General features: G+C 48.0%; 27 protein-coding genes. 6 read left to right on the top strand and 21 right to left on the bottom strand.

Features of this window, described 5'->3' with window-relative positions:
- The first annotated feature begins 76 nt into the window (after positions 1-76).
- Positions 77-439 (top strand): VOC family protein, encoded by a 363-nt coding sequence (locus Q0757_RS03545; RefSeq protein WP_298784813.1) that lies wholly within the window; start codon positions 77-79, stop codon positions 437-439.
- 33 nt (positions 440-472) lie between these two features.
- Here Q0757_RS03545 and Q0757_RS03540 read toward each other — a convergent pair whose 3' ends face one another.
- Both Q0757_RS03540 and Q0757_RS03535 read right to left on the bottom strand, forming a co-directional pair.
- Positions 473-1,009, bottom strand: a complete 537-nt coding sequence (locus Q0757_RS03540; RefSeq protein WP_298784811.1) for a GNAT family N-acetyltransferase — start codon at positions 1,007-1,009, stop codon at positions 473-475.
- Positions 1,010-1,023: 14 nt separating this feature from the next.
- Positions 1,024-2,034: a S66 peptidase family protein gene (locus tag Q0757_RS03535; protein WP_298784809.1), complete on the bottom strand. Its 1,011-nt coding sequence runs from the start codon at positions 2,032-2,034 to the stop codon at positions 1,024-1,026.
- Between the two features lie 133 nt (positions 2,035-2,167).
- Between Q0757_RS03535 and Q0757_RS03530 the strand changes: the two genes are divergently transcribed.
- Positions 2,168-3,112, top strand: a complete 945-nt coding sequence (locus tag Q0757_RS03530) for a multidrug resistance efflux transporter family protein (protein ID WP_298784807.1) — start codon at positions 2,168-2,170, stop codon at positions 3,110-3,112.
- Positions 3,113-3,147: 35 nt separating this feature from the next.
- On the opposite strand, the gene Q0757_RS03525 is transcribed toward Q0757_RS03530, so the two are convergent.
- The 5 genes from Q0757_RS03525 to Q0757_RS03505 form a co-directional block, all read right to left on the bottom strand.
- On the bottom strand, positions 3,148-3,981 hold the full coding sequence (locus tag Q0757_RS03525; RefSeq protein WP_298784805.1) for a 1,4-dihydroxy-6-naphthoate synthase: 834 nt from the start codon (positions 3,979-3,981) through the stop codon (positions 3,148-3,150).
- The gene (locus tag Q0757_RS03520) at positions 3,978-4,634 is read right to left on the bottom strand and encodes a futalosine hydrolase (protein WP_298784802.1); all 657 of its coding nucleotides are present in this window, start codon (positions 4,632-4,634) and stop codon (positions 3,978-3,980) included. Before Q0757_RS03520 ends, Q0757_RS03525 begins: the two co-directional genes overlap by 4 nt.
- Positions 4,635-4,767: 133 nt before the next feature.
- Entirely contained in the window at positions 4,768-5,316 is a 549-nt protein-coding gene (locus Q0757_RS03515; protein WP_298784801.1) for a GNAT family N-acetyltransferase, read from the bottom strand.
- A 108-nt stretch (positions 5,317-5,424) separates the two neighbouring features.
- On the bottom strand, positions 5,425-6,267 hold the full coding sequence (locus Q0757_RS03510; RefSeq protein WP_298784800.1) for an arylamine N-acetyltransferase: 843 nt from the start codon (positions 6,265-6,267) through the stop codon (positions 5,425-5,427).
- A gap of 257 nt (positions 6,268-6,524) precedes the next feature.
- Positions 6,525-7,703 carry an MFS transporter gene (locus Q0757_RS03505; RefSeq protein WP_298784799.1) on the bottom strand — a complete coding sequence of 393 codons (1,179 nt, stop codon included), beginning with the start codon at positions 7,701-7,703 and terminating at the stop codon, positions 6,525-6,527.
- Between the two features lie 101 nt (positions 7,704-7,804).
- Here Q0757_RS03505 and Q0757_RS03500 point away from each other — a divergent pair, with 101 nt between their 5' ends.
- Positions 7,805-9,133: an NAD(P)/FAD-dependent oxidoreductase gene (locus Q0757_RS03500; RefSeq protein WP_298784798.1), complete on the top strand. Its 1,329-nt coding sequence runs from the start codon at positions 7,805-7,807 to the stop codon at positions 9,131-9,133.
- Here Q0757_RS03500 and Q0757_RS03495 read toward each other — a convergent pair.
- The 6 genes from Q0757_RS03495 to Q0757_RS03470 form a co-directional block, all read right to left on the bottom strand.
- A complete protein-coding gene (locus tag Q0757_RS03495; RefSeq protein ID WP_298784797.1) occupies positions 9,130-9,630 on the bottom strand; it encodes a metallophosphoesterase family protein in 501 nt (166 codons plus the stop codon). The two genes, Q0757_RS03500 and Q0757_RS03495, sit on opposite strands and share 4 nt — an antisense overlap.
- Positions 9,631-9,682: 52 nt before the next feature.
- Positions 9,683-10,126, bottom strand: a complete 444-nt coding sequence (locus tag Q0757_RS03490) for a DUF4064 domain-containing protein (protein WP_298784796.1) — start codon at positions 10,124-10,126, stop codon at positions 9,683-9,685.
- A gap of 72 nt (positions 10,127-10,198) precedes the next feature.
- Complete coding sequence (locus Q0757_RS03485) at positions 10,199-11,158, bottom strand: ABC transporter permease subunit (protein WP_298784795.1); 960 nt, start codon at positions 11,156-11,158, stop codon at positions 10,199-10,201.
- Complete coding sequence (locus tag Q0757_RS03480; RefSeq protein ID WP_298784794.1) at positions 11,155-12,081, bottom strand: ABC transporter ATP-binding protein; 927 nt, start codon at positions 12,079-12,081, stop codon at positions 11,155-11,157. Before Q0757_RS03480 ends, Q0757_RS03485 begins: the two co-directional genes overlap by 4 nt.
- 172 nt (positions 12,082-12,253) lie before the next feature.
- The gene (locus Q0757_RS03475) at positions 12,254-13,948 is read right to left on the bottom strand and encodes an FAD-dependent monooxygenase (protein WP_298784793.1); all 1,695 of its coding nucleotides are present in this window, start codon (positions 13,946-13,948) and stop codon (positions 12,254-12,256) included.
- Positions 13,949-13,967: 19 nt separating this feature from the next.
- On the bottom strand, positions 13,968-14,429 hold the full coding sequence (locus tag Q0757_RS03470) for a GNAT family N-acetyltransferase (protein WP_298784792.1): 462 nt from the start codon (positions 14,427-14,429) through the stop codon (positions 13,968-13,970).
- Positions 14,430-14,694: 265 nt separating this feature from the next.
- Here Q0757_RS03470 and Q0757_RS03465 point away from each other — a divergent pair, with 265 nt between their 5' ends.
- Entirely contained in the window at positions 14,695-15,555 is an 861-nt protein-coding gene (locus tag Q0757_RS03465; RefSeq protein ID WP_298784790.1) for a Cof-type HAD-IIB family hydrolase, read from the top strand.
- A gap of 236 nt (positions 15,556-15,791) precedes the next feature.
- Here Q0757_RS03465 and Q0757_RS03460 read toward each other — a convergent pair whose 3' ends face one another.
- Together Q0757_RS03460 and Q0757_RS03455 are read right to left on the bottom strand one after the other, a co-directional pair.
- On the bottom strand, positions 15,792-17,255 hold the full coding sequence (locus tag Q0757_RS03460) for a catalase (RefSeq protein ID WP_298784789.1): 1,464 nt from the start codon (positions 17,253-17,255) through the stop codon (positions 15,792-15,794).
- Between the two features lie 272 nt (positions 17,256-17,527).
- Entirely contained in the window at positions 17,528-18,304 is a 777-nt protein-coding gene (locus Q0757_RS03455) for an alpha/beta fold hydrolase (RefSeq protein ID WP_298784788.1), read from the bottom strand.
- Positions 18,305-18,551: 247 nt separating this feature from the next.
- Here Q0757_RS03455 and Q0757_RS03450 point away from each other — a divergent pair, with 247 nt between their 5' ends.
- Positions 18,552-19,187: a YIP1 family protein gene (locus Q0757_RS03450; RefSeq protein ID WP_298784787.1), complete on the top strand. Its 636-nt coding sequence runs from the start codon at positions 18,552-18,554 to the stop codon at positions 19,185-19,187.
- A 21-nt stretch (positions 19,188-19,208) separates the two neighbouring features.
- Here Q0757_RS03450 and dinB read toward each other — a convergent pair whose 3' ends face one another.
- The gene (gene dinB / locus Q0757_RS03445; RefSeq protein WP_298784786.1) at positions 19,209-20,327 is read right to left on the bottom strand and encodes a DNA polymerase IV; all 1,119 of its coding nucleotides are present in this window, start codon (positions 20,325-20,327) and stop codon (positions 19,209-19,211) included.
- 219 nt (positions 20,328-20,546) lie between these two features.
- Between dinB and Q0757_RS03440 the strand changes: the two genes are divergently transcribed.
- Positions 20,547-20,816 (top strand): glutaredoxin family protein, encoded by a 270-nt coding sequence (locus Q0757_RS03440; RefSeq protein ID WP_298784784.1) that lies wholly within the window; start codon positions 20,547-20,549, stop codon positions 20,814-20,816.
- Between the two features lie 264 nt (positions 20,817-21,080).
- On the opposite strand, the gene Q0757_RS03435 is transcribed toward Q0757_RS03440, so the two are convergent.
- From Q0757_RS03435 to aroD, 5 genes are all read right to left on the bottom strand, one after another.
- The gene (locus tag Q0757_RS03435; RefSeq protein WP_298784781.1) at positions 21,081-21,518 is read right to left on the bottom strand and encodes a PH domain-containing protein; all 438 of its coding nucleotides are present in this window, start codon (positions 21,516-21,518) and stop codon (positions 21,081-21,083) included.
- Positions 21,519-21,531: 13 nt separating this feature from the next.
- A complete protein-coding gene (locus Q0757_RS03430; protein ID WP_298784779.1) occupies positions 21,532-21,894 on the bottom strand; it encodes a hypothetical protein in 363 nt (120 codons plus the stop codon).
- Positions 21,895-22,005: 111 nt separating this feature from the next.
- Entirely contained in the window at positions 22,006-22,611 is a 606-nt protein-coding gene (locus tag Q0757_RS03425) for a hypothetical protein (RefSeq protein WP_298784777.1), read from the bottom strand.
- Positions 22,612-22,681: 70 nt separating this feature from the next.
- Positions 22,682-23,026, bottom strand: coding sequence for a DUF4440 domain-containing protein (locus Q0757_RS03420; protein ID WP_298784776.1), 345 nt, complete (start codon positions 23,024-23,026; stop codon positions 22,682-22,684).
- 158 nt (positions 23,027-23,184) lie between these two features.
- Positions 23,185-23,961, bottom strand: a complete 777-nt coding sequence (gene aroD / locus Q0757_RS03415; RefSeq protein WP_298784774.1) for a type I 3-dehydroquinate dehydratase — start codon at positions 23,959-23,961, stop codon at positions 23,185-23,187.
- Positions 23,962-24,008 lie beyond the last annotated feature (47 nt).

The raw sequence follows: 24,008 nt of genomic DNA, 5'->3' as shown, positions 1-24,008 counted from the left end.
ACCGAAAAATAATTTCACTTGGAATTTTGTGTGCAGTTGATATAATAAAACAGTGCGTCTAAAGGAGAGTATAAAAATGATAGGAAAAATTGCCTCTACAGCTGTTTATGTAGAAGATCAGCAGCGGGCAAAAGAATTCTGGACAGAAAAGATAGGTTTTGAAGTCCGGAGCGAAGATCCGCTCGGTCCAAACGCCTACCGGCTGGAGGTCGCAGCTCCAGGAGCTGAAACAACGCTTGCCATCTATCCTAAGTCATACGTTTTGAACTGGCAGGAGCTGAAGCCATCGATTGTTTTTGAGTGCGACAACGTGCACGCCTCCTACCAGTGGATGAAAGCCCAGAATATTGTTTTTGACGAAGAACCAACAGAGATGAACGGTATTACTTACGCCAGCTTTCGCGATGAAGACGATAATGTGTTTCTGTTAAAAAGCTGATAAGCGCTGCCAATACGGCAGCGCTTGTTTTATTTATGCCTTCGTCCAGTCACCGGCAGTCATGCCGTACACATCTACATCCTCGTATCGGCTCCATTTCCAGATGTCTTCGCGCAGCGTGCCTTCATAGCTCATTCCGATTCGCTTTAACACTCTCGCGGAAGCCTGGTTTTTACTCATCACAGGAGCCGTCAGCCGGTTTGCCTTCAACGTGCGGAAGCTGAAGTCCCGGACCAGCGCTGCTGCTTCACTCATATAACCGTCCCCCCAGTAATCCGTCCCCAGCCAGTACCCAAGCTCGCCGCGCCGGTGTTCAGGCTGCATGCGCACCGTGATATTTCCCATTAATTTGTCTTCATCCTTTTTAGTGACAGCAAATGGAAAACAGGACCCTTCTTCCATCCAGCCTGAATGACGCCCGATCCACCACCGTGCATCCTCTTCGGTATAAGGGTATGGGAGCTCCAGGGTTGTTTTTGCAATACGGTAGTTATTTGCAAGGTCTGCCAATACGTTTATGTCCTTTACCGAAAAAGGCCTTAAAAGCAGCCGGCTGCTTTCTAGCTGCATGATAGATCCTCCTTCTATGATTTTCTCATTGTCATCTCGGCCTGGCCGCGATCGAAACGGATATTGGCAAATGCTCCGTTAATAAATGTCCACTGCGGCGGCATGTGGCCAATATCAGCATCGTACCAGACAGGAAGGCGTCCCCCGAACAATTCCATCAGGCTGTCCTTCATGGTAAAGCCTTCTGTGTCATTGTATCCCTCGGGCCGGCCTATAAGTAATCCGGCAGCGTTATCCAGCCAGCCGGCCTGCTGCAGCTGCCACAGGGAACGGTGAATCTCTGCTGCATCCATGCCTGTGGATTCCAGATACCAAATGACCTTTTCTGAACGCCACTCCTGTACCCGGTCCAGAGGAGTGCCGACAAGACGCGGCAGTGTATTCAAACATCCTCCGAGCAGACGCCCGCTCAATTCATCCGTGTTTGCCCCTTCAAGATGCTTCCAGGACGTCCGCGTATCCAGCACAAACCCTGAGCCGGGCTGCTCAAACGCCTTGTCCCAGGATGATTGATAATAAGAGCTTGAATGCTGGTAAACAGCTTCTCCCTCCGGAGCCTTTAAAGCCTGCTCCCATTTTTTTGTCACGTCATCCCAGATCGGCGCGGCCAGGTCAAACAGATTCGTGCCATGAGCTGAAGCCGCTCCGGTCATCATTGTGTAGGCAAAGGCAAGTGTACTCGTATCAGAATAACCGAGAATCCAGGTGGGCGGGAGCTCACGCAGCCATTCCCATTCCAAAAGCGGTAAAATATCCACGATTCTTTCTCCTCCCCACGGAGGCATCACTACTTGAACCTCCGGGTCTGCCAGTGCCATCATCAGCTCCTCGGCTCTTTGAAAACGGTCGGCACTTGCTGCCTTCTGCTGCCTCCAGGCCGTTTCTCCGACCCGGACATGAAAGCCTCTCGTTTCGACTTTTTTCACTGCCTGCTGAAGCACCCCGTGTAAAGACGCAGGTACTCCGCTCGATGGCGCTGTTACATAAATTGTATCTCCCTTTTTTAGAGCTTCAGGGTATTTCATGCTCCACCTGCTTTCTTTACATGATATTTTCGTACAAGCACACTGTTCGGCCGTTTTTATTCAACAGAATATTGGGAAAAATTTTTAGCTGTGATACAATAACCAAATATTGTATCGAAGGTGGTCCTCGTAAATGAAAGCTATTTTGCTGGGGCTTACAGCAGCCCTCTTCTTTTCTGTCACGTTTGTTTTGAACCGTTCGATGGAGCTTTCCGGCGGGCATTGGGCCTGGAGTGCGTCGCTTCGTTATTTTTTTATGCTGCCCATGCTTATTTTAATCGTTGGAGCACAAAAACAGCTGCGCCCTGTCTTTCATCATCTCCGCGCCCGTCCTTCAGAGTGGCTTCTTTGGAGCACAGTTGGATTTGGGCTCTTTTACGCGCCCATCGCCTTTTCCACCGTATACGGTCCCGGCTGGCTCGTCGCCGCCACTTTTCAGATCACCATCATTGCCGGGTCGCTGCTTGTGCCTTTTTTACATAAAACAACCGACCCCCGGCAGCGCATTCCGCTCCAGAGTATACTGATCTCTTTAGTGATCCTGGCGGGTGTGTTTATTGTGCAGGCTGAACACGCTTCAGCAGTTCCTCTTTTGAATGTCTGGCTCTGCGTGCTGCCGCTGCTTTTAGCTGCCTTCGCCTACCCGCTTGGCAATCGGAAAATGATGCACGTGGCCGGAAATGGGCTAACCACTTTTCAGCGTGTGCTCGGCATGACAATTGCGAGCATGCCCTTTTGGATTATTTTAGCATTGTATGGAGCCTCCGTACACGGACTTCCCGGAAGATCTCAGGTTTCCCAGTCCTTTATCGTTGCTGTTTCCTCCGGCATTATCGCTACTGTCCTGTTTTTTTATGCCACAGAGCTGGTGAAAAACGATGCTTCTAAATTAGCCGGCGTCGAAGCCACTCAGTCAGGTGAAGTACTATTTGCCCTTATCGGCGAAATGCTTCTGCTTCACACGGCTGCACCTTCGGCATTGACGTTCTCCGGCATTGCGCTCGTGCTCACAGGCATGATTTTTCACAGCCTCCGCGCCGCTATGGCAGCGAGGAAAATAAAAACTGCAGATATTTAAGAAGCTCCGCCTGTTTCCAGGTAAAGCTTCTTTGTTTAGTACAGCCTGATTTTTTTCAAATCAAAGGAGGGGATTAATTCTTCTTCCATCGCCCGTCCGAGCAAGGTTTCCACAGCAGCGTACCCGTCTTCACCAAGCCTGCGGGTGAATTCGTTAACATACAGCTCGATGTGGGACTGGGCCACCTCCGGTGACATCTCCTGGGCATTTTCCATGACAAAATCACTTGATGCCTCCGGATGCTCCCAGGCGTATTCCACGGAGCGCCGGGCATTATCAGCGAGTTCCTGCGTATTTAAATGACGGCGGGCAATAATCGCTCCAAGCGGAATCGGGAAGCCTGTGTCCCTTTCCCACCAACTGCCCATGTCCTCTACAAGCGACAGGCCGTAATTATGATACGTAAATCTGGCTTCATGGATGACGAGACCAGCATCTATTTCGCCGTCCCGGACCGCCGGCATAATATCATCGAAGGGCATTACCTTAATTTCTCCGACACCTTCAGGAATCACTTTGGATGCCCATAAGCGGAACAGCAGATAAGCCGTGGACCGTTCACTCGGCACCGCTACCGTTTTTCCGATCAAATGTTCAGGCGTTTTTTCTCCTTTTGTTAATACTAAAGGACCGCACCCGTACCCGAGGGCACCGCCGCTCGGAAGAAGGGCATAATCTTCAAGCACCCACGGAAGGGCTGCGTAGGAAATTTTCATTACCTCCGGCCCTTCTTTATTTGCGGCCCAATGGTTAGTGATATCAATATCTGCAAATGTGACTTCCGGAGCTTCTGTATCTTTTAGCAGCCCATGCGTCCAGGCGTGGAAGACAAACGTGTCGTTGGGACACGGGGAAAAAGCTATTTTCATGATGATGTAACCTCCTGCAATATAAGTATAGCCGACCGCAGAGAATCCAGTGCTCCCGGGATGTCCCAGGCGTCCCTGTCCCTCGGCCCGACTTCGTTTGATATGGCGCGTATTTCCATTACCGGGACCCCGAAGTGACTGGCGGCCGCGGCCACACCGTAGCCTTCCATTGCTTCTGCCGCAGCATCTTCATATAAAAACGCCCGTTGGTTCACCGTTGCCTGTGTACCGGTCACAGTCGACACAGAAAGCACCGGAGCTTCAACAGCCGAAATCCCCTGCTCCGAAAGACGCCGGACTAACTCAGGCGTGTACTGTTTTTCTGCCGGAAAACGTGTCGGCCCAAGCCCAAGCTTTTCGAGCGGAGCGAATCCTTCCTCAGTTTCTGCCCCCATATCCGCGGCAACGATTTCGCTGGCTGCCACAATATCCCCCAACCAGGCTTTATCCGGAAAGGCACCTGCAATCCCGGCGTTTATAACTAAATCATAGTCATGTTCAGCAAGCAGCAGCGATGTCCGGACACTCATCTGTGCCGCTCCGACACCGCCCACCTGCATCACCCATGCATCCTCTGCCTCAACTGCTGCCTGCAGCGCTTCTTTTTCTGCCTCTACAGAAACCATTACCAGTACAGATGGTTTTTTCTCCATGCGCTTCCCTCCAAGCCGTAATCAAGCCTCTGCTTTCCGCCTATAAAAAAGACACGAGCGCAGAGGGCTCCTGTCTTTTTATTATGAACCCTTCCTGAGAAAATTTCCAGAAATGCGGTAACAGCTGCGATAATTAGCGCAGCTTTTCCCACTCCTCTTCGAGCATGCTCATCTCTACAAGGGACCAATAGGTGTTTCCTACGAGACGAAGATCCCGTTTTACCCCCTCGCGCTGAAAGCCGGCACGCTCATAGCAGCGCAGAGCGGAAGCGTTAAAATCAAAAACTCCGAGCGCTACCCGGTGCAGCTGCAATTCGTCAAAGGCGACCCGGCATACCTCCCGTACCATCCACTGTCCGAGACCCCTGCCGCGCATCGTTTCATCTCCAACGAGCACCTTGCCTATCCGTCCGGAACGATCGCGGTAATTAATAGCCCCAAGTGATATATGACCGACCGGGGCTCCCGTTGTCTGGTGCAGAGCAGTATAGACGAACCGTTTGGGATTATCACCCTCCTGCTGCATACGGTAATCATCGAGCTGTTCTTTATTCAGCGGGTATGTAAACGCTTCTCCGCTCCACTGCTTTAAAAAATCGGCTGACGGCACCCACTCGATCAACCTGTCATAATGCTTCCGCTCAAAGGGTACCAACTTTACTTCAGCAATCTCGTTATTCAATCCAAACACCTGCCCTGTGTTAATATTATCTGTCTATCATATGCGATACCGATAACCGGCCGCAACCGTCTGCAAACAAAAAACCGGCGCTGCCTGCGCCGGTTTTACTTAAGATGCTTCTTCTTTATTTAAAGAGGCAAATACGTCGATTCCTTTAGCCTCAAGGTATTCGACCGCTTTTCGCACAGGCAGTTTTCCGAGTCCGAATTCATGCTGGACCGCCTCTTCGATCTCTTCAATCGACTGAAGCTCTCTTTTTTCCGTAGTGCCATCCGGATGATAGATGCGCATCCGATTATTTTTCAACGTAATATTCCGCGTCGGCTGCCACATCTGCAGTCTCAGCAGTGACATAAACATAGCGTCTTCCCGGTGAGAATGATTCACCATATTATCAAGGTATTTTCTGTTTCTCGAAAGCCCTGCGTCAAACACCCACTGGTCTTTTGTCAGCGTCCCCTTTATATAGCGTTTGAATTCATACAGGTGGCTTTCTTTATCCACCGGACTGATGACAATCTTTTCGTCGTGATACATATAAATGTTCCGGTCAGACCTCTCCAGGCGCACCGGGGAAAAAATCGGTGCTGAAACAGCACAATCCACGAGGACATGCTCACCCTGCAGCCGGACGACAGTAGCGATATGCTCCGGTCCCATATTAATGTTGTAAGCATCAAAGCCTAAATCATGAAGTATAGCCGCCACCTTTTGATTAACGGTAAAGCACGTACCGCCGAACTGGTGCTTTTCAAAGTTATCAACGAAGCTCTGGGCGTCCGGCGTATAATTTTCCCAGGTATTTTCCTGGTGATATATTAATTTGCTCGCATTTTCAAACGGAAAGGTAAACAAGTGAGCGTTCATAATTTTTGCCAGATAAAAAAAAGAAGGTTCCTCCACCGTCAAATTTAAGGCTTTCAAATACCGCTTCGTGCTGCTTTTAACCATGTTCACCACTCCTGTTTATCTGAATTATCTAAATATATTCTTCACTATTTATCCGATTGGATTTCTATCGTATCATTGTTTTCTGAAAATTTCGAGTAATTAGATGACATTATAGAAATTACTTTGTTATATTTTCTTTCATTAATTTCTCTTATTCTTGCTTTTCCAGCATTTTTTCCCGATAAAACCTATACAGAAGAAAAAATATGTTAAATAAATTCACACGAAACAAAAAAAGAAGCCGTTCAACGACTTCTTTACTGCTTTGGCACACGTATTCCTAAAGCTGTGACAAAACTGGCGGCGTAAATCAAAGCGAGAACGCCGAAGGCCCATTCGACAGACACAGCCTGGCTCACTGCGGTACTGAGCACCGGGCCAATGCTGGCTCCGATAAATAAAATAAATGTGTACAGCGACGTTGCAACGCCTCTCACTTCAGCTCCCACCTGATTGATGAGCGCAATTATCGCAGGAACGATTAAACCAGCTCCAGCTGTAAACAGTACGCTCCATGCCACCAGCAGCCATAGGCTGTCCGTAACGAGCATCAGCAAAAGTGAGAGCGCTCCAATACCGAGACCGAGACGAAGGATAAACGGACTGCCGACACGCCGGCTCCATTTTCCCGTAAAAAAAGCAACACTAATGCCGAGGAGGCCCGCAGCGCGAACGTATAAAATGTCGCCCTGACTTAGCTGAAATGCTCCCTGCAGATACTGTCCGAGCGAAGAATACATCCCCACAAAAACCATCAGCACCGAAAGAGTGACGATAAAACAGAGCATCAGGCTTTTATTTCTGGCCGCTGTCTGCAGCTGGGAGACAAACGAAGGTTTACCGCCCGTTTTTCCTTTCGATGGATCCACAGGAAGCAGACGCCACATTAAAACAAAGGTGAGCACATAAATGATTCCAAGCAGCAAAAAGGCCCAGTGCCAGTTAGCCGCCTGCACGGCGGCACTGCTCCACGTCTGGCCGAAAATCCCCGCGATTAAAAATCCGGCGCTGATAAACCCGATAACCGAGCCTCTCTTAGCTGGTGTAAACATATCGCCAATGTAGGCAAGCGCTACCGGTGAAAATGATGCCGCCGCAAGCCCCTGAAGAGCGCGGCCGATCAGCAGAGCAGAAAAGGTCGACGCCATCCCGAGCAGAAGGGTGACGGCAGCAAGCACCAACAAACCCGCTACAATCGTGCGTTTTCTCCCCACCCGTTCCGATAAAGGGCCATACAGCAGGCAGCCAGCTGCAAAAAAGATTGAAAAAATACTCCCCGCCCAGGCGGCTTCTCCGGCAGAAATATGAAAAGCTTCCGAAAAAGTTGGTATGAGCGGTATCGTCATGTACAAGCTCGACATAACAATCAGCCCTGACCAGAACAAAAGCCCGGTCGTCAGTCGTTCTGAGTGGAATTCACCTGTTTCATACTGCATGTGCTGTTCCTTCTTTCAAGTAATAGTTTTCCATTTCGAGCTTCGTTTCATTTCTTCCAGCAAAAGGAATAGGAACGAAGAGATTAAAGGAGGTAAATATTATGTATGATGTGATCGTAATCGGAAGCGGTTCAGCGGGGATGACCGCCGCCGGAAACTTAAACGAGGCCGGATGGAACACGGCAATAGTGGATGAACGTCCTTACGGCGGCACCTGCGCCCTGCGCGGATGCGATCCGAAGAAGGTGCTCATCCATGCTTCAGAAGTACTCGAGCAGGCCCAGCGCCTGAAGGGCCTTGGTCTTGAAGGCAGTTTATCCATCCGGTGGGAGGATTTAATGAACTTCAAACGCACCTTTGTCGAAGGGGTCCCGGACTCTATCGAACAAAGCTTAAAAGACAGCGGCATCGACACCCTGCACGGACGTGCCCGTTTTACCGACCGTGAAACTATAGAAGTGGATGGACACCCCATTAAGAGTAAAAAATTCGTACTCGCCACCGGCGCAAGCCCTGCCAGTCTTCCAATTGAAGGAGCTGAACATATGCTCAGCAGCGATGATTTTCTTGAACTTGAACAGCTGCCATCAAGCATTGTTTTTATCGGCGGGGGCTACATTTCCTTTGAGTTTGCCCACCTCGCTAAACGGGCTGGAGCCGATGTTCATATTCTACAGCGCGGAGACCATGCATTGAAAGGATTTGATACTGAGCTTGTCCAGCAGCTCATTGATTACTCTGAATCGATCGGTGTACATGTACACCTGCATACTGAAGCAGCTGAAATACGTCCGGAAGGACAAGGCTACCAGGTTTATACAAAAACAGAAGACTCCTTTTACGGCGATATTGTCGTTCACGGCAGCGGCCGTACACCGAATGTACAAACGCTGGACCTGGAAAAGGCTGAAGCTGCCTATGATAAAAAACGGGGCATTACTGTAAATGACTATCTGCAAAACACCACCAATGAAAATATTTATGCCGCTGGCGACTGCGCAGATACAGCCGGCAGCCCATTAACTCCGTTAGCCGGATTTGAGGCAGGCTACGTCTCCACCAACCTGCTTGAAAACAACAGCACTCCCGTTCACTACGGGCCAATCGCTTCTGCAGCATTCACCGTGCCCGGGTTAACAGCGGTAGGCCTGACAGGTGAGGAAACTTCCGCCCGCGGGCTTTCTGTAGTTACCGAAGATGTAAGCTCGTGGTTTACGTACAAGCACAAAAACGAAGCAACGGCTTTTGTAAAATTAATTATTGATAAGGATAAGGACATCGTTGTCGGCGCTCACGCGTTAAACAGTGATGCAGCCTCGTTCATTAACTACATGACGCTTGTAATTCAGCACGAGATACCGGCGAGCTCCTTATCCCGGACAATGTTTGCATATCCGACCAACGCTTCGGACCTTCAGTATTTTGTTTAGCTTTTTCGTGGAAAAAACACATGACGAGCTTCAAAATGGTCATGACTGAGGTCAAGCAGCCCGTAGGAAAACATCGCCGCCTTTCGTTTATCCGTCGGCGAACCTGGGTTAAACATCAACGTTTTCCCGGCATACCGCAGGTACGGAATATGAGAATGCCCGAAAATGATAATATCCTTCTGGCCGGAGAAAAATGCTTCTCCGGCCCTTTTTTCAGCCGTTCCCTTCTCTCCGTGACCATGTATAATACCGATACGCCATCCTTCAAGAACGATCTCCTCTTTCTCATTCACGACAGCTTTTATTTCGTCCCCATCCACATTTCCATATACCCCGGTAAGCGGAGCATATTTTTTTAAGTCCCGCCACACATCCAGGCTCTGCCAGTCTCCGGCATGGATGATATAATCAGCTTCTGCAAATGCTTTATAGAGCTCCTCCGGCCACTCTTTTGCTTTTTTCGGCATATGGGTGTCCGCAATCACCAGTACCCTCATTTCACCCTCCTCATAAAAAAGAGCTCCGAATTTCTCGGAGCCCGCGTTTCTGTTATTCCGGATATTCCTGAACATCTGCGGAATTATCGGCTGGCGTGTCCGGCTTGCGGACAAGAGCCATAATGCCTGCCACCACGAGCAGAATAAAATGGATAATGGCTAAAAAGCTGATCGCTATAAAGCCAGCGATCGCTGCCGCAAAAAACAAAATGCCGGAAGCGACAGAGCGTTTATTACGCTTCAGCATAAAGACGCCTACCGCTGCAAGAATCGTGGCAATCGCTGAAAAGATAATCAGACTGATGCCATAATTTGTAGCCTGGGCAGCCGCCTCCTGAGTATTTATCGTTTCTCCACCCTGCTGCTGGACGGTTTGATTTATTTGCTCGAACGTAGAAGCATCTACAAACGTCAGAACAATTCCTAAAACGATACCGATACCGCTTAAAACAGCGGCAATAATTCCAAGTACTTTTTCAGCCGTACGTTTCACCATAGGCGCACACTCCTCTTCATTTACTCTCAATTATTTTGTTCCCTGTCTACACCTGGATTCAAACAACTTTCCTTAACCAGTTACGCTAATTTCTCTCTTTTTGAACATCCATATGGCAAAACCCATAAAAATCAGCCAGTACACAATCAGGACGATAACGGAAAAACTAAGCGTCATACTTTCCACCGGCGGTCCTCCGCTTGTAAAGTACTGATTCAGATTCGTGTTTGCAAACAGCAGGTACTTCGGCCAGTCGTAGGCAAGAGCCAGAGTACTTGTTACACCAGCGCCCACTACGTATAACAGAACACTGATGGCAATCGCCATCGCTTCACTCCGGAAAATGGCTGAAATGGCAAAGGCCAGCGTCGCAAGCATGACAAAATTCACCGATCCGGTCAGATAATCGATCGCCAAAGCAAGCACCTGCGGGCGTTGTTCGACCTCTCCGTCCGTATAGATTAACTGTGTGGAAGGCTCACCGAATCCAAAGAAAAGAGCTCCCAGAATAAACGATGCCCCGAAAAGCAGAGCGAGCATTGCAACAGCATAAAGGATGACCGTAAGGTACTTGGACATCAGTATCTTGATCCGGGACGGCGGGCGGACCAGAAGCAGCTTGATGGTGCCGGTTTTAAATTCAGAGGAAATAATTGTCGCCGCTACGATAATGACAAAAATACTCAGCAGATCGAGGAGCCCGGTATTCGTGCTCATGAACGACCAGACGCTTTCTCCTGTAGCGTCCTGCGGAGGCAGATCGTTCTGGATGCGGTATTCATTTTCCGCAATTCTCTGCTCATAAAAATCGGTTGCAGCCCCACTGTCCTCGAGCGCCTGCCGATCCTGTTCAATCTGCTGCTGAGTCTCTGCTTTCCACTGCGCCTCTGACGGCAGCTCATCCGATGACGGCTGATTGGTGATGGAATAAATAAGAACACCCACCACCCCGAGGAGCAGAATCGCTGTCATTATCCATGTGCTGATACGCCAGAACAGCTTCATCCATTCGTTTTGAATCAGGCGGATCATGAGGACCCCTCCTTCGACGTTGCTTGAAGAAACCGGTCTTCAAGCGTTTGTTTATCTTCTTTTGCTTCATAAATATCAAATCCGGCTTCCATGACATAGCGCAGAAGGGCAGGGACGTTCTCTTTTTCTATGTATATCGTCAACCGCTGGTCTGCTTCTTCTATTTGCAGATCCGGATAAGCTTCTTTCACCATCCGCCTCGCAGCCTCCAGCTTCTGCGGACCAACATCAATCTGGTACGGCACCGGGCGTCCTTCTCCTTCTGAGATGCGCTGATCTTCAATGCTAATCAGCTTACCGTCCTGGATAATCGCAAAACGATCACACATCAGCTCCATTTCTGAGAGCAAATGGCTAGAAACAAGCACCGCCAGCCCTTCCTCCTCGGCCAACCGGCGCAGGTAAGCCCGTACCATCCGGATACCTTCCGGATCCAGGCCGTTGGTCGGCTCGTCTAAAATTAACAGCTTTGGGCGGTGCAAAAGCGCCTGGGCAATACCGAGGCGCTGCTTCATCCCTAACGAAAAGGTGCGCACTTTTTTCTTTTTCACATGCCCAAGCTTCACGAGGTCGAGCAGCTCGTCAATACGATCCTGATCCACCTTCCCGTTCATGCGGGCAAAGTGAATCAGGTTTTTTTCCGCTGTTAAATGATTGTACATTTCCGGATTTTCCACAATGGCTCCGACCTGTTTAATCGCCTTTGCGTACGATTTCTGAATGCTGTATCCGTCGATAAGAATATCTCCGGACGAAATAGGGGCGAGTCCGACCATCATACGGATCGTCGTCGTTTTTCCCGCACCGTTCGGTCCAAGAAAGCCAAAAACCTCTCCCGGTTCGACAGAGAAATTCAGATCCTGAATGATTTCTTTACCGCGAATACGCTTATGTACGTCATTCACTTCTAAAATCGATGACATGGTTTCCTCTCCTTACTTATTAGACATTCAACTCGTACATTTTCCTATTTTTGGAATGCAGATGTCAATGTTTTCTTTCGTTTTTACGTAACATATGTTCATGCGTTTCAAAAAGCCGGCACCTGTTGGATACAGTACCGGCTTTAAGGGAGATTTTCTTATTTACTAAATATCAGCTTTTTGTCCATCTGCGGCTGACCGATTTAATGTTTTGGTACCATTTCCGGGCTTCCCGCTCCTCCAGGTTCCATTCAGCTCCTGCTGTAAGAAACAGTTCAACTGCATCCTTCCAGCTGCTCCACTCTGCAGCGTCACTATGAAAAAGCAAATAACCATCCGGCCGTACGAGCATAGATTCCCCTGGCCCGATTAACTGTCGGAACTCTCTGCTTAAATGTCTTTCACTCCAGCACAAAATGTCATCAGGCTGTCCCATTGTCGGTGTCGGCGCCACTAATGCAGGCTGTACCATGCTGCCAAAATACGGAGCGGATTTACGGATCCACCGCTTAATAAATGCGTACTCCTTATCAATCCGGCTTCCGCTTGTGCGTATCACAAATAAAAATTTCCCTTCCTGCAAATGCTCATACAACCTGGTCTTACAATTTTCAAAATCCGTTAATGCCGCGTCGGGCACCCGATCTCCCGGATGCAGCACCCCTTCGCGCCTGAGCTCTTCGTTCAACGGTGGCGCCGATGCCCGGTATCTCACAGACAAATGCGACAGTCTACGGATAAAGGCCTCCGGAAGCTGTTCAATCATTTCCACCATTTTCAGCGTGCGGTTTCTTGCCTGCACAGCAATAGGCTTTTGCACAGTCAGGCTTCGAACCGTCCAGTCTGTCGTCCGGTTAACTTTTCTCGCGACCGGAAGCCGCTCAACCTCGTATGATTTAAGCAGCGTTTCCGGACAGGCTCTTGCGCATACCATGCCCAGCTTCCAGCCTAAATTGATGCTGTCTTGAATGCCAAGGTTTACACTCTGGCTTGTCATCGGGTGATGGGCGTGTGCTGCTTCACCAACTAGAAAGATGTCGCCTGCCCGAAATTCTTTTGCCTGATGAAACACAGCCTGCTTTGACTGTACCGTCACCGCCGCCTGCATGGACAACGGACGGCCCGTGATTTTCTGGTAGAGCCCCCGCAGGGAAGCTTCTGTATTTTCAAGGCTGGCGTCCGGCTTATCACGGTCGACCATCATGATCCTCGTCTGATGGCCCGGGAGGTCTGCAGCAAACATAATCCCTTTTTTATTAAACATCATGGACGGCGCATTATTTGTCAGTCGCTTCTCTGTTTTAACATCCGCCATCATTAATTCCGAGCCGCCCTCCATTTTGCATTTAATAGAAGCAAGCTGCCGGACCACACTGTCAATCCCGTCAGCCCCCACGACATAATCTGCAATGATCCGCTCTTCCATGTTATTCTTTTCGATTAACGCTTCTGTTTTTAAACCGTTCTGTTTCAGCTGAGTAATGCTCGTCCCCCACTCCACAGACGTTTTCACCAGCGAGCGCTGCAGTATATGCTGCACATCACAGTTAGCCAGCGATAATACAAACGGATAATGAGATTCTTTTTTCAAAAAATCGAAGGAAGGAGTAAAAATCTGTTTTCCTTCGTAATTGAATTCCAGCGAACGATAAGGTATACCTGCCTCCAGCAATGGTTTTGCCAGTTTAACGCTTTCGAGCACTTCAAGCGTCCGCGCATATAAAAGCAGTGCTTTCGGTTCATGGGCAGGAGACTTCTTGGCTTCAAGCAGTCGGACGTTTACATCATAGCGCTCCAAAGCCCGTGCCAGCACAAGTCCTTCGATGCTTGTGCCAGCGATAATAATATTTGTATGACTCGTAATCATCTCTCCAGCCCCCATCCTCTTAAAGCTCTTTATGCACTGTGACCCGCCTTGGTTCATATCCGATTTTTTTATAGAACGCTTCTGCTATATAATTTTGTGCCAAATAGTCGAGCTCAAGTCTGTCTGCTCCGTAGTCCCGTGCAGCATACTCCGCTTCCTTCATCAAAAAAGCCCCGACGCCCTGGCCCTGATGCTGATCCTTCACAACAATCTGGTAAATGTAGCCGTAGCGCGAAGGACGTTTAAAATCGTTGCCCTTCTCTTTACGAAGCTCCAGCCAGACGTACCCCAGCGGCTCTTCGTCTTCGACAGCGATAAAAAACATCTGGGAGTCGTCAGAAAGCTTTTTTTCAAAATACGATTGAGCCGACGGCTGATCGTAAGGGAAGAAAAGCTCAGGATGAAGGTTTACGTGCCATTCGTGCAGAGACTGATTTAACCGGCTGAGCAGCACCGGATCTTCTGTTCTTTTAATATACATAACCACGCCCCCTATTCAGTATCCTTCACATTCTTTTTCCTTCCACTACCTTCTTTCCGTACTTTTCCATCTCCTTCTCCGGCCAATAAAAAGAGCCCCCGGACATTACCACTGCAGTATTTTTATACATGCTCCGAATAAAGCTGTACAAGTATTTTACCATTATTATACAAATTTTTGCGCGTGATTTCGTTGCTTACGATATTTTATGTTAAAGTATAAAAGGTTTATGCTTTTAGCCTCGTCTACTGATGGGAGGATAAAAATGTTTTCAATGGTCGCAATTGACTTGGACGGAACTCTTTTGAACAGCGAAAATCAACTGGATGACAAAACGATACAAGCACTTGAAACAGCCGTCGAAAACGGCATCGATATCGTCATTGCCACAGGCAGAGCCCACTTTGACGTATGGAGCATTCTTGAAAATACTTCTCTTTATCCATGGGTGATTTCTGCGAACGGCGCCGCTATTCACTCCCCGGACCGTGAGCTGTATATCTCCGTACCTCTCCCAAAAGATACAGGCATGGAAGTGCTTTCGTGGCTGCATCAGCAGGAATTTTATTATGAAGCGTTTACAGAAAAGGCTATTTACACTCCCCACAACAGCCGGGAACTGCTTCAAATCGAGCAGGACCGGATCAAAAGTGCCAACCCGCATGGAGATACAGCCTCCATGCAGAAGGCAGCGGAACGACAGTACAGCCAAACCGGATTTTCTTTTATTGAAAGCTATCTCGATCTGCATGATATGAGCATTTCCCTGTATAATATTTTGGCCGTATCTTTTATCGAAGAAAAGCGCCAGGCAGGCATTGACCACTTTAAATACCGGGAAGATTTAACCCTCGTCACCTCAGGTGATCATAATTTTGAGGTCGAACATACAGGTGCCTCGAAAGGGCTTGCGCTTGAAAGACTTGCTACAGAGCTTGCTGTACCGTTAAAAGATACCGCCGCCATCGGTGACAATTACAATGATATCAGTATGCTTGAAACGGCCGGCTATGCCGTCGCTATCGGAAACGCTGTGGATGAAGTCAAAACCATGAGCGACCATATTGTTGGCACAAACGATGAATACGGTGTCGCAGAAGCCCTTACATACATGATGAATTCTTAAACGATGCATTTTTCCTTCTGTCTTTATCATACCACGTGCTGACACATTTTCGTCTGCCTTTTCGAAATATAAACTGAGGCACTGATGCCTTGATGCATGAGCCGGGATCCGAAGAATTTCTTTGGAATCCGGCTTTTTTTCATAAAAAAATCCCGTGCCTAAAAAGGCACGGGTGCAAGTTGTGAGTGGATGATGCATAAAATTAAAGTTGGTGATTGCGCAAACGATGGTAATGCTTACGCTTCTTCTTGTGGTACTTTATAGCCAAGTCCTTCTGCAATACGGCGTCCGTAATCCGGATCCGCTTTGTAGAAGATTTCCAGTTGACGTTTGATAATTTCATCCTTGCGGACTGGTTTCATGTGGCCCACGAATGCGTCTACGAGACGCTGCTTTTCGTCCTCGCTCATCATGCGGTACAAGTCGCCAGCCTGCGTGTAGTGATCGTCGTCAGGATAAGGCGTGCTTGCAACCTTACCTTCTACATCAAACGGGCTGATTTCTGCTGCTGCGTCTTCGGTCGGTCCGCCATAGCTGTTTGGTTCATAGTTCTTCGAACCGCCGCCATTGTCGTCCGTACGCATAAAGCCGTCACGCTGATAGTTATTTGTGCCGCTTACTGGCTTGTTAACCGGGATCTGCTCATGGTTGGCGCCTACGCGGTAGCGGTGAGCGTCAGAGTAAGAGAACAGACGTCCCTGCAGCATTTTATCCGGAGAAGCTTCAATACCAGGCACAAAGTGTCCCGGGGAAAACGCAGCCTGCTCTACTTCTGCGAAGTAGTTTTCAGGATTTTTGTTCAATGTCATACGGCCGACTTCAATACGTGGATAGTCTTCCTTCGACCAGATTTTAGTTACATCAAACGGATCCCATTTGTACGTGAGTGCTTCTTCATAAGGCATAATCTGTACATACAGTGTCCAGGAAGGATAATCTCCTTCTTCAATAGCGTTGAACAGATCTTCTGTATGATAGTCCGGGTTTTCCCCAGCTATTTGATTTGCTGTTGGCTCGTCAAGGTTTTTAACGCCCTGATCACTGATAAAGTGGTATTTTACCCAGAATGCTTCTCCCTGGTCGTTAACCCACTTAAACGTGTGGCTGCCGTAGCCATTCATGTGGCGCCACGTTGCCGGAATACCACGGTCACCGTGCAGATACGTGATCTGGTGCAGCGATTCTGGAGAAAGGGACCAGAAGTCAAATGCCATATCCGGATCCTTCAAGTGCGTCTGCGGATCACGTTTTTGTGTGTGGATGAAATCCGGGAACTTGATAGCGTCACGAATAAAGAAGATCGGTGTGTTGTTACCTACGAGGTCGTAGTTGCCTTCTTCTGTATAGAATTTTACTGAAAAACCGCGCGGGTCACGTACTGTGTCCGCTGAACCGGATTCGCCCGCCACTGTGGAAAAACGGATGAACATCGGCGTTTCTTTTCCTTTTTCGCTTAAGAAATCAGCTTTGGTATATTTAGAAATTTCGTCGTTGGTCACTTCAAAAACTCCGTGAGCTCCGCCGCCTTTTGCGTGAACAACACGCTCAGGAATACGCTCGCGGTTAAAGTGAGCAAGTTTTTCTAAAAGGTGTACGTCCTGAATAAGAGTAGGGCCTCTGTTTCCTGCTGTCAACGAGTTCTGGTTATCTCCTACCGGAGCACCTGAACCGGTTGTTTGTACATTTTTACGATCAGCCATGCTTTAATCACCTCTTAATTATTTTCATATCCCATATGATAACATAACCCACATAAAAATCAATATTATTTTATAACAATTTTAATCTGGGACTTCGCTTTTTAACCATTTCACACTTTAAAAACAGCTTAAGGTCTTTAAAAATCATTGTTTCCATCGACTCAATTGAATATCTGTCTGTTTAATTGAAAATCACAGCGGATCTCCGGGGCTCTGAGCGAAAGAGCAGGCTTATTCGTTTAATCATCATGCTCTTGCTCTTTTTACTGGCTTTATTTCAAAAATTCTCTGACGTCTTCTACGAACCGTTCATGCTCTTCAACGTTTATCCCGTGACCCGAGTGCCCATATTCCACAAACCGGCATGAAGGAATCAGTTCAGCTATTTCTCTTCCGTATTCTGGCGGATTCAGGCCATCGTATTTCCCGCTGATCACAAGCGACTCTGCCTCTACGAAAGGAAGCTGGTCACGGAAATCAAACCCCTTCAAAGCATCAGACGCTGCCTGCTCTTCTTCGGCATTCAGCTCGATGGCCCGGCCTTCAATCTGCTTTGACCAGTCCTGTACCCTGCCAATATCATGATAGATATACATCGAGGCTTTATTTAATTTTTCACGGTGGGAAAGACCGCTTAACTCGTCTTCGTGCTCAGCAAACAGGCGGGCAGTGGAAGACGTTTTTCCATGTGCCTTCGGCGCTGTTAATACAAGCTTCGTAACTCTTTTTGGCGCTTCAACAGCCACACCCTGAGCGATATAGCTCCCCATCGAAACACCGACCAGATGTGCTGATTCAATGTCGAGCTTATCCATCATGTGCAGTACGTCCTGTATATGATCCTCCAATGTATATGCCTCAGGCTTGTCCGATCTTCCGTGCCCTCTCATATCAAGGGCTATGACGCGGAACTGGTCTTTCAGCTGATTCATTTCACGTTCAAACATCGTGTGATCCCCAGTCAGCCCATGCAGAAAAATAACAGGATATCCTTGTCCGGCTTCTTTATAAAACAGAGTAATTTTGTCCGCACTGCTCATCGTCGACATTTCTTACATCCCTTCTAAATATCACATTGGGAAAATTGTACCACAAGATATTTTCTTAGTGTTAGCTCGATGCACTTTCCTATTTTGTTCCTATTCTTTGAATGGATTTCATTCCATCATCCAGGCTGGTCGTTGTCTGAGATAGATCAATACCGTCCGTTTATTCCGAAAGTTACTTATGTATTCTTTCTTTGAAATATTGTACACTAATAGCAATTAAAAAAGGTTGTATTGACGGAAGCGGGGAATGATGATTATGAATCCTATCCGATTGTTGCCGTTGTTTACTGCACCCCGGAAAACATACAGACAATTAAGCGGCAGCCCAGGGCTTCATTTCACGGCCCTGTGGATTGTTATCATTGCGGGACTGTCCCAGGCCTTTGCCCAAAACACACGTGATATGTCCCCGGTTGATACCGGATCTGCCTTATCCACTTTCCTCACAGCCACCGGAATTATCGCTGCCTTCCTTCTATTTCAAATTATTACGTTTTATTTGAATGGCCTGATCCTAAAGCTCGTGATCCTGATGTTCCAGGGACGTATCAAAGCACGCGAAGCCCGCACCGTTTACGGGCTGTCTCTTTACCCTCAGGCGTTTATTTCCCCATTTATTTTTTTACTGTTTATCGGCCAGCTTGCAGGCGGAGGGAGCACGCCCGCAATTCTTACAGCTATCGCCTCGGCCGCCGTAGCTGCCGCTTCTGTCTGGACTATTGTCATGCAGGTGAACTTAATCTCCGCTGCCTCCGGCTTCTCCGGCGGTAAATCCTTTGGAGTATTTGTCGTATTTGCCCTGCTGTTGACCCTTCTCATCTTTATTCTCGTTCTGCTGTTGGCTGTCATTGCGATATTCATCGCAGGCGCCTTTTCCAATTAAGCTGGCAAAGCAGCTGTGTTTTTAAAAAAGACGCAGCTGTTCATAGTTTACCGTTTTATAAACCTTGCCTCTGCCTCCCGTTACTTCTCCCGGACCGTAAAACTCCGAAGCTGTGACTCCGAGAAGCCGGACAGGGTCTCCCCCGGAGGTCCCTTCTTCGAGTAGAAGGCGCAGAGCTTCGAGCAGCTCCGCGCGGTCATTGCTCGGGTGCTCGAGCGTAGACCGGCGGGTTATCTGCTGAAAATCGGCAAATTTTATTTTCAGCACAATACATTTAGCCCTGATGCCATCTTTTTTCAATCTCGCAAGCACCTGGTCAAGCAGCTCTTCAATGACCGGGAGCATGTCCTGCACAAGCAGAAGATCCTGCGAAAGCGTCGTCTCTTTTCCGAGCGATTTTCGCTCTCTTTCCGGGTTTACCGGACGTTCATCGATGCCCCGGGCCTGACGGTAAAATACGTGGCCCTGCTTATGAAACAATTCCACAAGCCTTGCTTCACTCAGCTGCTGCAAGTCTTCTCCGGTTTCGATGCCTAGTGAATCAAATTTCCGCTTAGTCACCTTTCCAACTCCGCGAAAATCCCCAATGGAAAGAGCTTTCACAAAAGCGTCCGCCCGGTCCGGGGTAATAACCGTCAGTCCATCCGGTTTATCATAATCTGAAGCCGTTTTTGCAAGAAATTTATTATAGGAAACACCTGCAGAGGCAGTAAGACCGGTCTTTTGATAGATTCTCCTTCGTATCTCTTTAGCTGTGAGCGTAGCGGACGGCATGTTCCAGTGGTTTTCTGTCACATCAAGATAAGCCTCATCCAGAGACAGAGGCTCCACCAAATCTGTGCAGTCATGGAAGATGGCCATTATTTCACGCGAGACCTCCCGGTATTTTTCCATATTCCCTTTAATAAATATAGCCTCCGGACACCTGCGATAGGCTTCATAGGAAGACATAGCTGAATGAATACCGTAGGGCCTCGCTTCATAAGAGCACGTAGCCACTACACCCCTTGACCAGGGCGAACCTCCGACTACCAGAGGCTTGTTCCGCAAATGGGGCTGGTCGCGCTGTTCAATAGACGCAAAAAAAGCATCCATATCAATATGAATAATTTTCCGGAGATTCTGCTCATCCTGCTTCATTTCCTACGCCCCCTTATACGCGCAGTTCTCTGTTCCTTCTATTATAGCGGACACCGCCTTTTTTCACAAACGTATGTTCTTATAAGGCGATAATCCTTTATTTTTTACATCCGGGGCCTTTGCCGTCTTCATTGCGTTCTCCTGCACTTTAGTATACTATCATAATCGTATAAATACGAAGGCGTCGCGGTACACCTACGCCCAATTGGAGGAATGTATATGAACTATGAAGTCCAGATTTTCACCCAGCCCAACTGCTCCTCCTGTGCAAAAGTGAAAGGCTGGTTTCAGGAAAACCGCATTTCTTATATTGAAAAGGATATCGTAAACGATCCACAGGCAAACCAGGAGTTCGGTGCGTTAAATGAAAAATTCGTTCCTATTACTATTATTATTACGAACGACAAAAGATATCAGGTGGTCGGTCCAAACCTCAAAAAAATAAAAACGCTTGCTACTACAGTCGGAATATCCGGCCAAAGCAATTAATGTTAATGACTTCAGCACTGGTTTTCAGGCCAGTGCTTTTTTATTTATTGAATAAAATCTTCAGGCTTCGCTTTTCAAATAATGACGCTTGCGGTTATGCCTCCCGGGGTAAATACTTATAACAGCGGGAATCTGCAGCGGAGGGAGGAAGATTCGTGCCTACAGCACTTTTTATCATAACGATAATTATTGCCGGAACGGTTTTAGCTTCTATTGGGTTTTATTTCCTTCGTAAATTTTACGACAAATTATAAAAAGGACAGTTCACCGTGTGAACCGTCCTTCCTTTGGCATTTCAATATTTTTGTTTTTCGCAGCCAGCTTCTCGAGGAACAATGCTTCGTCCTTCGGTGTAATATGCTGCTGACGCCCCTCCTGGTAGACAACCTTCAGCCTTTCCGGCGTCGCCCCCTTAATCCATCCGGGCACCTCTTCCACCCGTTGAATGGAATCATAGGGAATACGCAGCCGGATTAAAAGAGAGGCGTGGACTGCCAGATGCTCTTCGTGCAATTCATATTTTGTGAAAAATACAATCTGTGTTACTAAAATGATAATAACCGCATCGATCACAGCCCGCAGAATAGTCCCCGGCCCTCCGTTATACATAAACAGAGCCTGAAAAATAGAATATCCCAGCAGTACGATAGCTATGATCGCAAATGCGGACAGCAGCCTGCTTCCTTTCGCTCGAAACACCATTACCCGGTCTCCTCTAATTTTTTTTATCAGGATCGTCTGGTTTCAACCCATACTTATAAACAATAGGCATAAGAACCATTAAAAGCATCGAATTCGTAAACAATGGAAGAAAGATCGCATGCGTTTCCGTTACGACCCCGATAAAGGAAACAATCAATACCGGAGCTGTCGCCACCAGAATGGTAATCAGCTCGCGTTTTGCGCTCCATAACTGTCTGCTGTCCGCTATCGATAAAATGAGCATCCAGTAAACCATGAACGCAAGCGGCATCATTGCATCGATAAGCGGCTGATCCAGCACAAAAAAGAAGACCAGGCGCACAGCCGACAGTATAGCTAAAATAACAATAATTAATTGACGAAATGACGACTCCACGATGTATTCGCTCCCTATTCCCTGCTTTTTGCCGTTCTGGGCTTTACTGCAAACAAAGCAAATCCCAGAACCGTTCCAATTACGTATTTCATTATGCTCTGCTTCCTTCCGTTAAGTACGGAATTCCAGATGGACACCGTTTGGATCCTGTACCGTCTCCATCCTTTCCGCTCCCTGAATAACTACTTTTTCAAGTTCAAATGCACGCTTTTCCTGCCAGACAGGCACTAATGCTTTTTCGCCCAGAACGGTCAGCCAGTCATTCGAATCATACGGCTCCGGACTCGTAATAAGGACAGACTGCAGCTCTTCTTTTCCGCCGATAGGAAGCTCCTCAGCCCAATCAAGCTGAATCTTCGGTCCGGTGGACGGCTGAAGAAAGGTTCTCCGTTCTTTTTTATTAATACCCCATCCGTGCTCCTTTGCGCGCCGGAGAATACCGGTATGCTCTTTCTGGTTTACACGATAGCCAAAGTAGCCGAACGTATTCATTCTCCCTGCGCCAAAGGTAACCCGCACCTGACCGAGACTCATTTCTATCATCCGGAACGTTAACCCTTTATCGCGGAAATCATCCCACTCAAGCGGCGGATCGTACCGCTTAATGCGATAATTTTCCAGGGCAAAGCGTCCCACCACTTCAAAGCCGTGACTGCTGTAAAAAGCTTCTGTTTCCTCTACCTCTGTCGTCCAAAAATGGTAATGGAATAATTCCATATTGTTCACCTCTACTGCCCTTCTGCAAGCTCGCTGCACTCGTGCTGAAAACAGCTCCTGTGTCCTGCTTCTACGGTTGATTTGCTTTTTTGGGCGTCCCCTGATGAAAAACAAGCTCCCAGCTGGAAGCCGTCTTCCGCCATATGGAACTCCGCAGTGAAGTTCCCAGCTCGCTCGTCACGGTATAGGTTGCTAAATATAAATGCTCCGAAAGCGGTTTTGTTTTATAATCAGCCACCGTTCTATGAACAGGGCGCTCCTCCTCCAGACCAAAAATTACATCCTCCCGGGTAAAAATACGGCCGGAGGCTCCGATTTCCTGGCAATCCTCTGCCAGCAGCCGGCTCACTTCCACAGCCGACCGACGGATACTCGGCTTTAATAAATCCTCCTCAAGCTGGCGAATGTCTTCCATCAGTCTCCACCCTCCTTATGTATAAGACCTGATCATACGTAAAAACCCGTATCTATATTAAATGATACGGGTTTTTCTACAGACATTTCAACTTTTATTACTGATTCACACTGATTAATTTCATCTGCAGTTCAATAAGCGGGCACTAAAGAGGAGTCTTAAGAGTATTTGTTAACAATATCAATCACCAGACGCGCTTCCTCAAGCGGTATTTGTCCAGGGGCAGAGCTTTTTTTCCCGGAAGCAAATACCATCATAGAGCCAAATGTATGGCCGACCAGGCGGGAAGCCAGCCCCTCAGATCCCATAGACATAGCAGCTGTACAGATATTCAGCCTTTCACTCCATTCCACAAGGGCTCCTAATAGAGTCAGCACGTCTGATTTGTGGTTTGGCATGACTGCCATTTTTACAACGTCTGCCCCGTGCTTTTCTGCCGCCTCCCCCCAGCGGAACAAATCATGAGCCTCAGGCGTTTTTGAAAAGTCGTGATGGGAGATTAATAATTTCACGTCATGCTCCCGGGTTATTTGACGAACGAAGGCTATATGCTCGCTGCTCATTCTTCCTTCTATATCCACTATATCTGTATTTCCCGAATGCACTGCCGCATAAATGATTTCCACCGTTTCTTTATCAGTCAAATGTCTATCAGCGCCGCCCTCCTGTGCAGAACGAACAGTAAATAAAAGCACACATTCCGGGGCCTGCCGCTTCAGCATCTGCAGCACCCCGCTTACGGCTTGTTTATTTTTTAAGTCTTCAAAGTGATCTGCCCGCCATTCAATGGCGTCTGCCTGCGCAGTATTTATCGCTTTCAGTTCTCCCTCTAAGTCTTCTGCCGTTGTCTCAGTTAAAGGGACACAGATCATTGGCTGCGAGGTACTGTACGATTTATTTCCTATTTGCAGTGTTTGATGGCTGTGGCTTGTCATATGCTCCCCCGCTCAAATGATTAGTATTAACGTCTCTCTTGCAATAT

This window comes from uncultured Marinococcus sp. (genome assembly GCF_947493875.1).
Taxonomy (GTDB): Bacteria; Bacillota; Bacilli; order Bacillales; family Marinococcaceae; genus Marinococcus.
The sequence above is the reverse complement of the archived record's forward strand: the minus strand, read 5'-3'. Positions and strand labels throughout refer to the sequence as shown.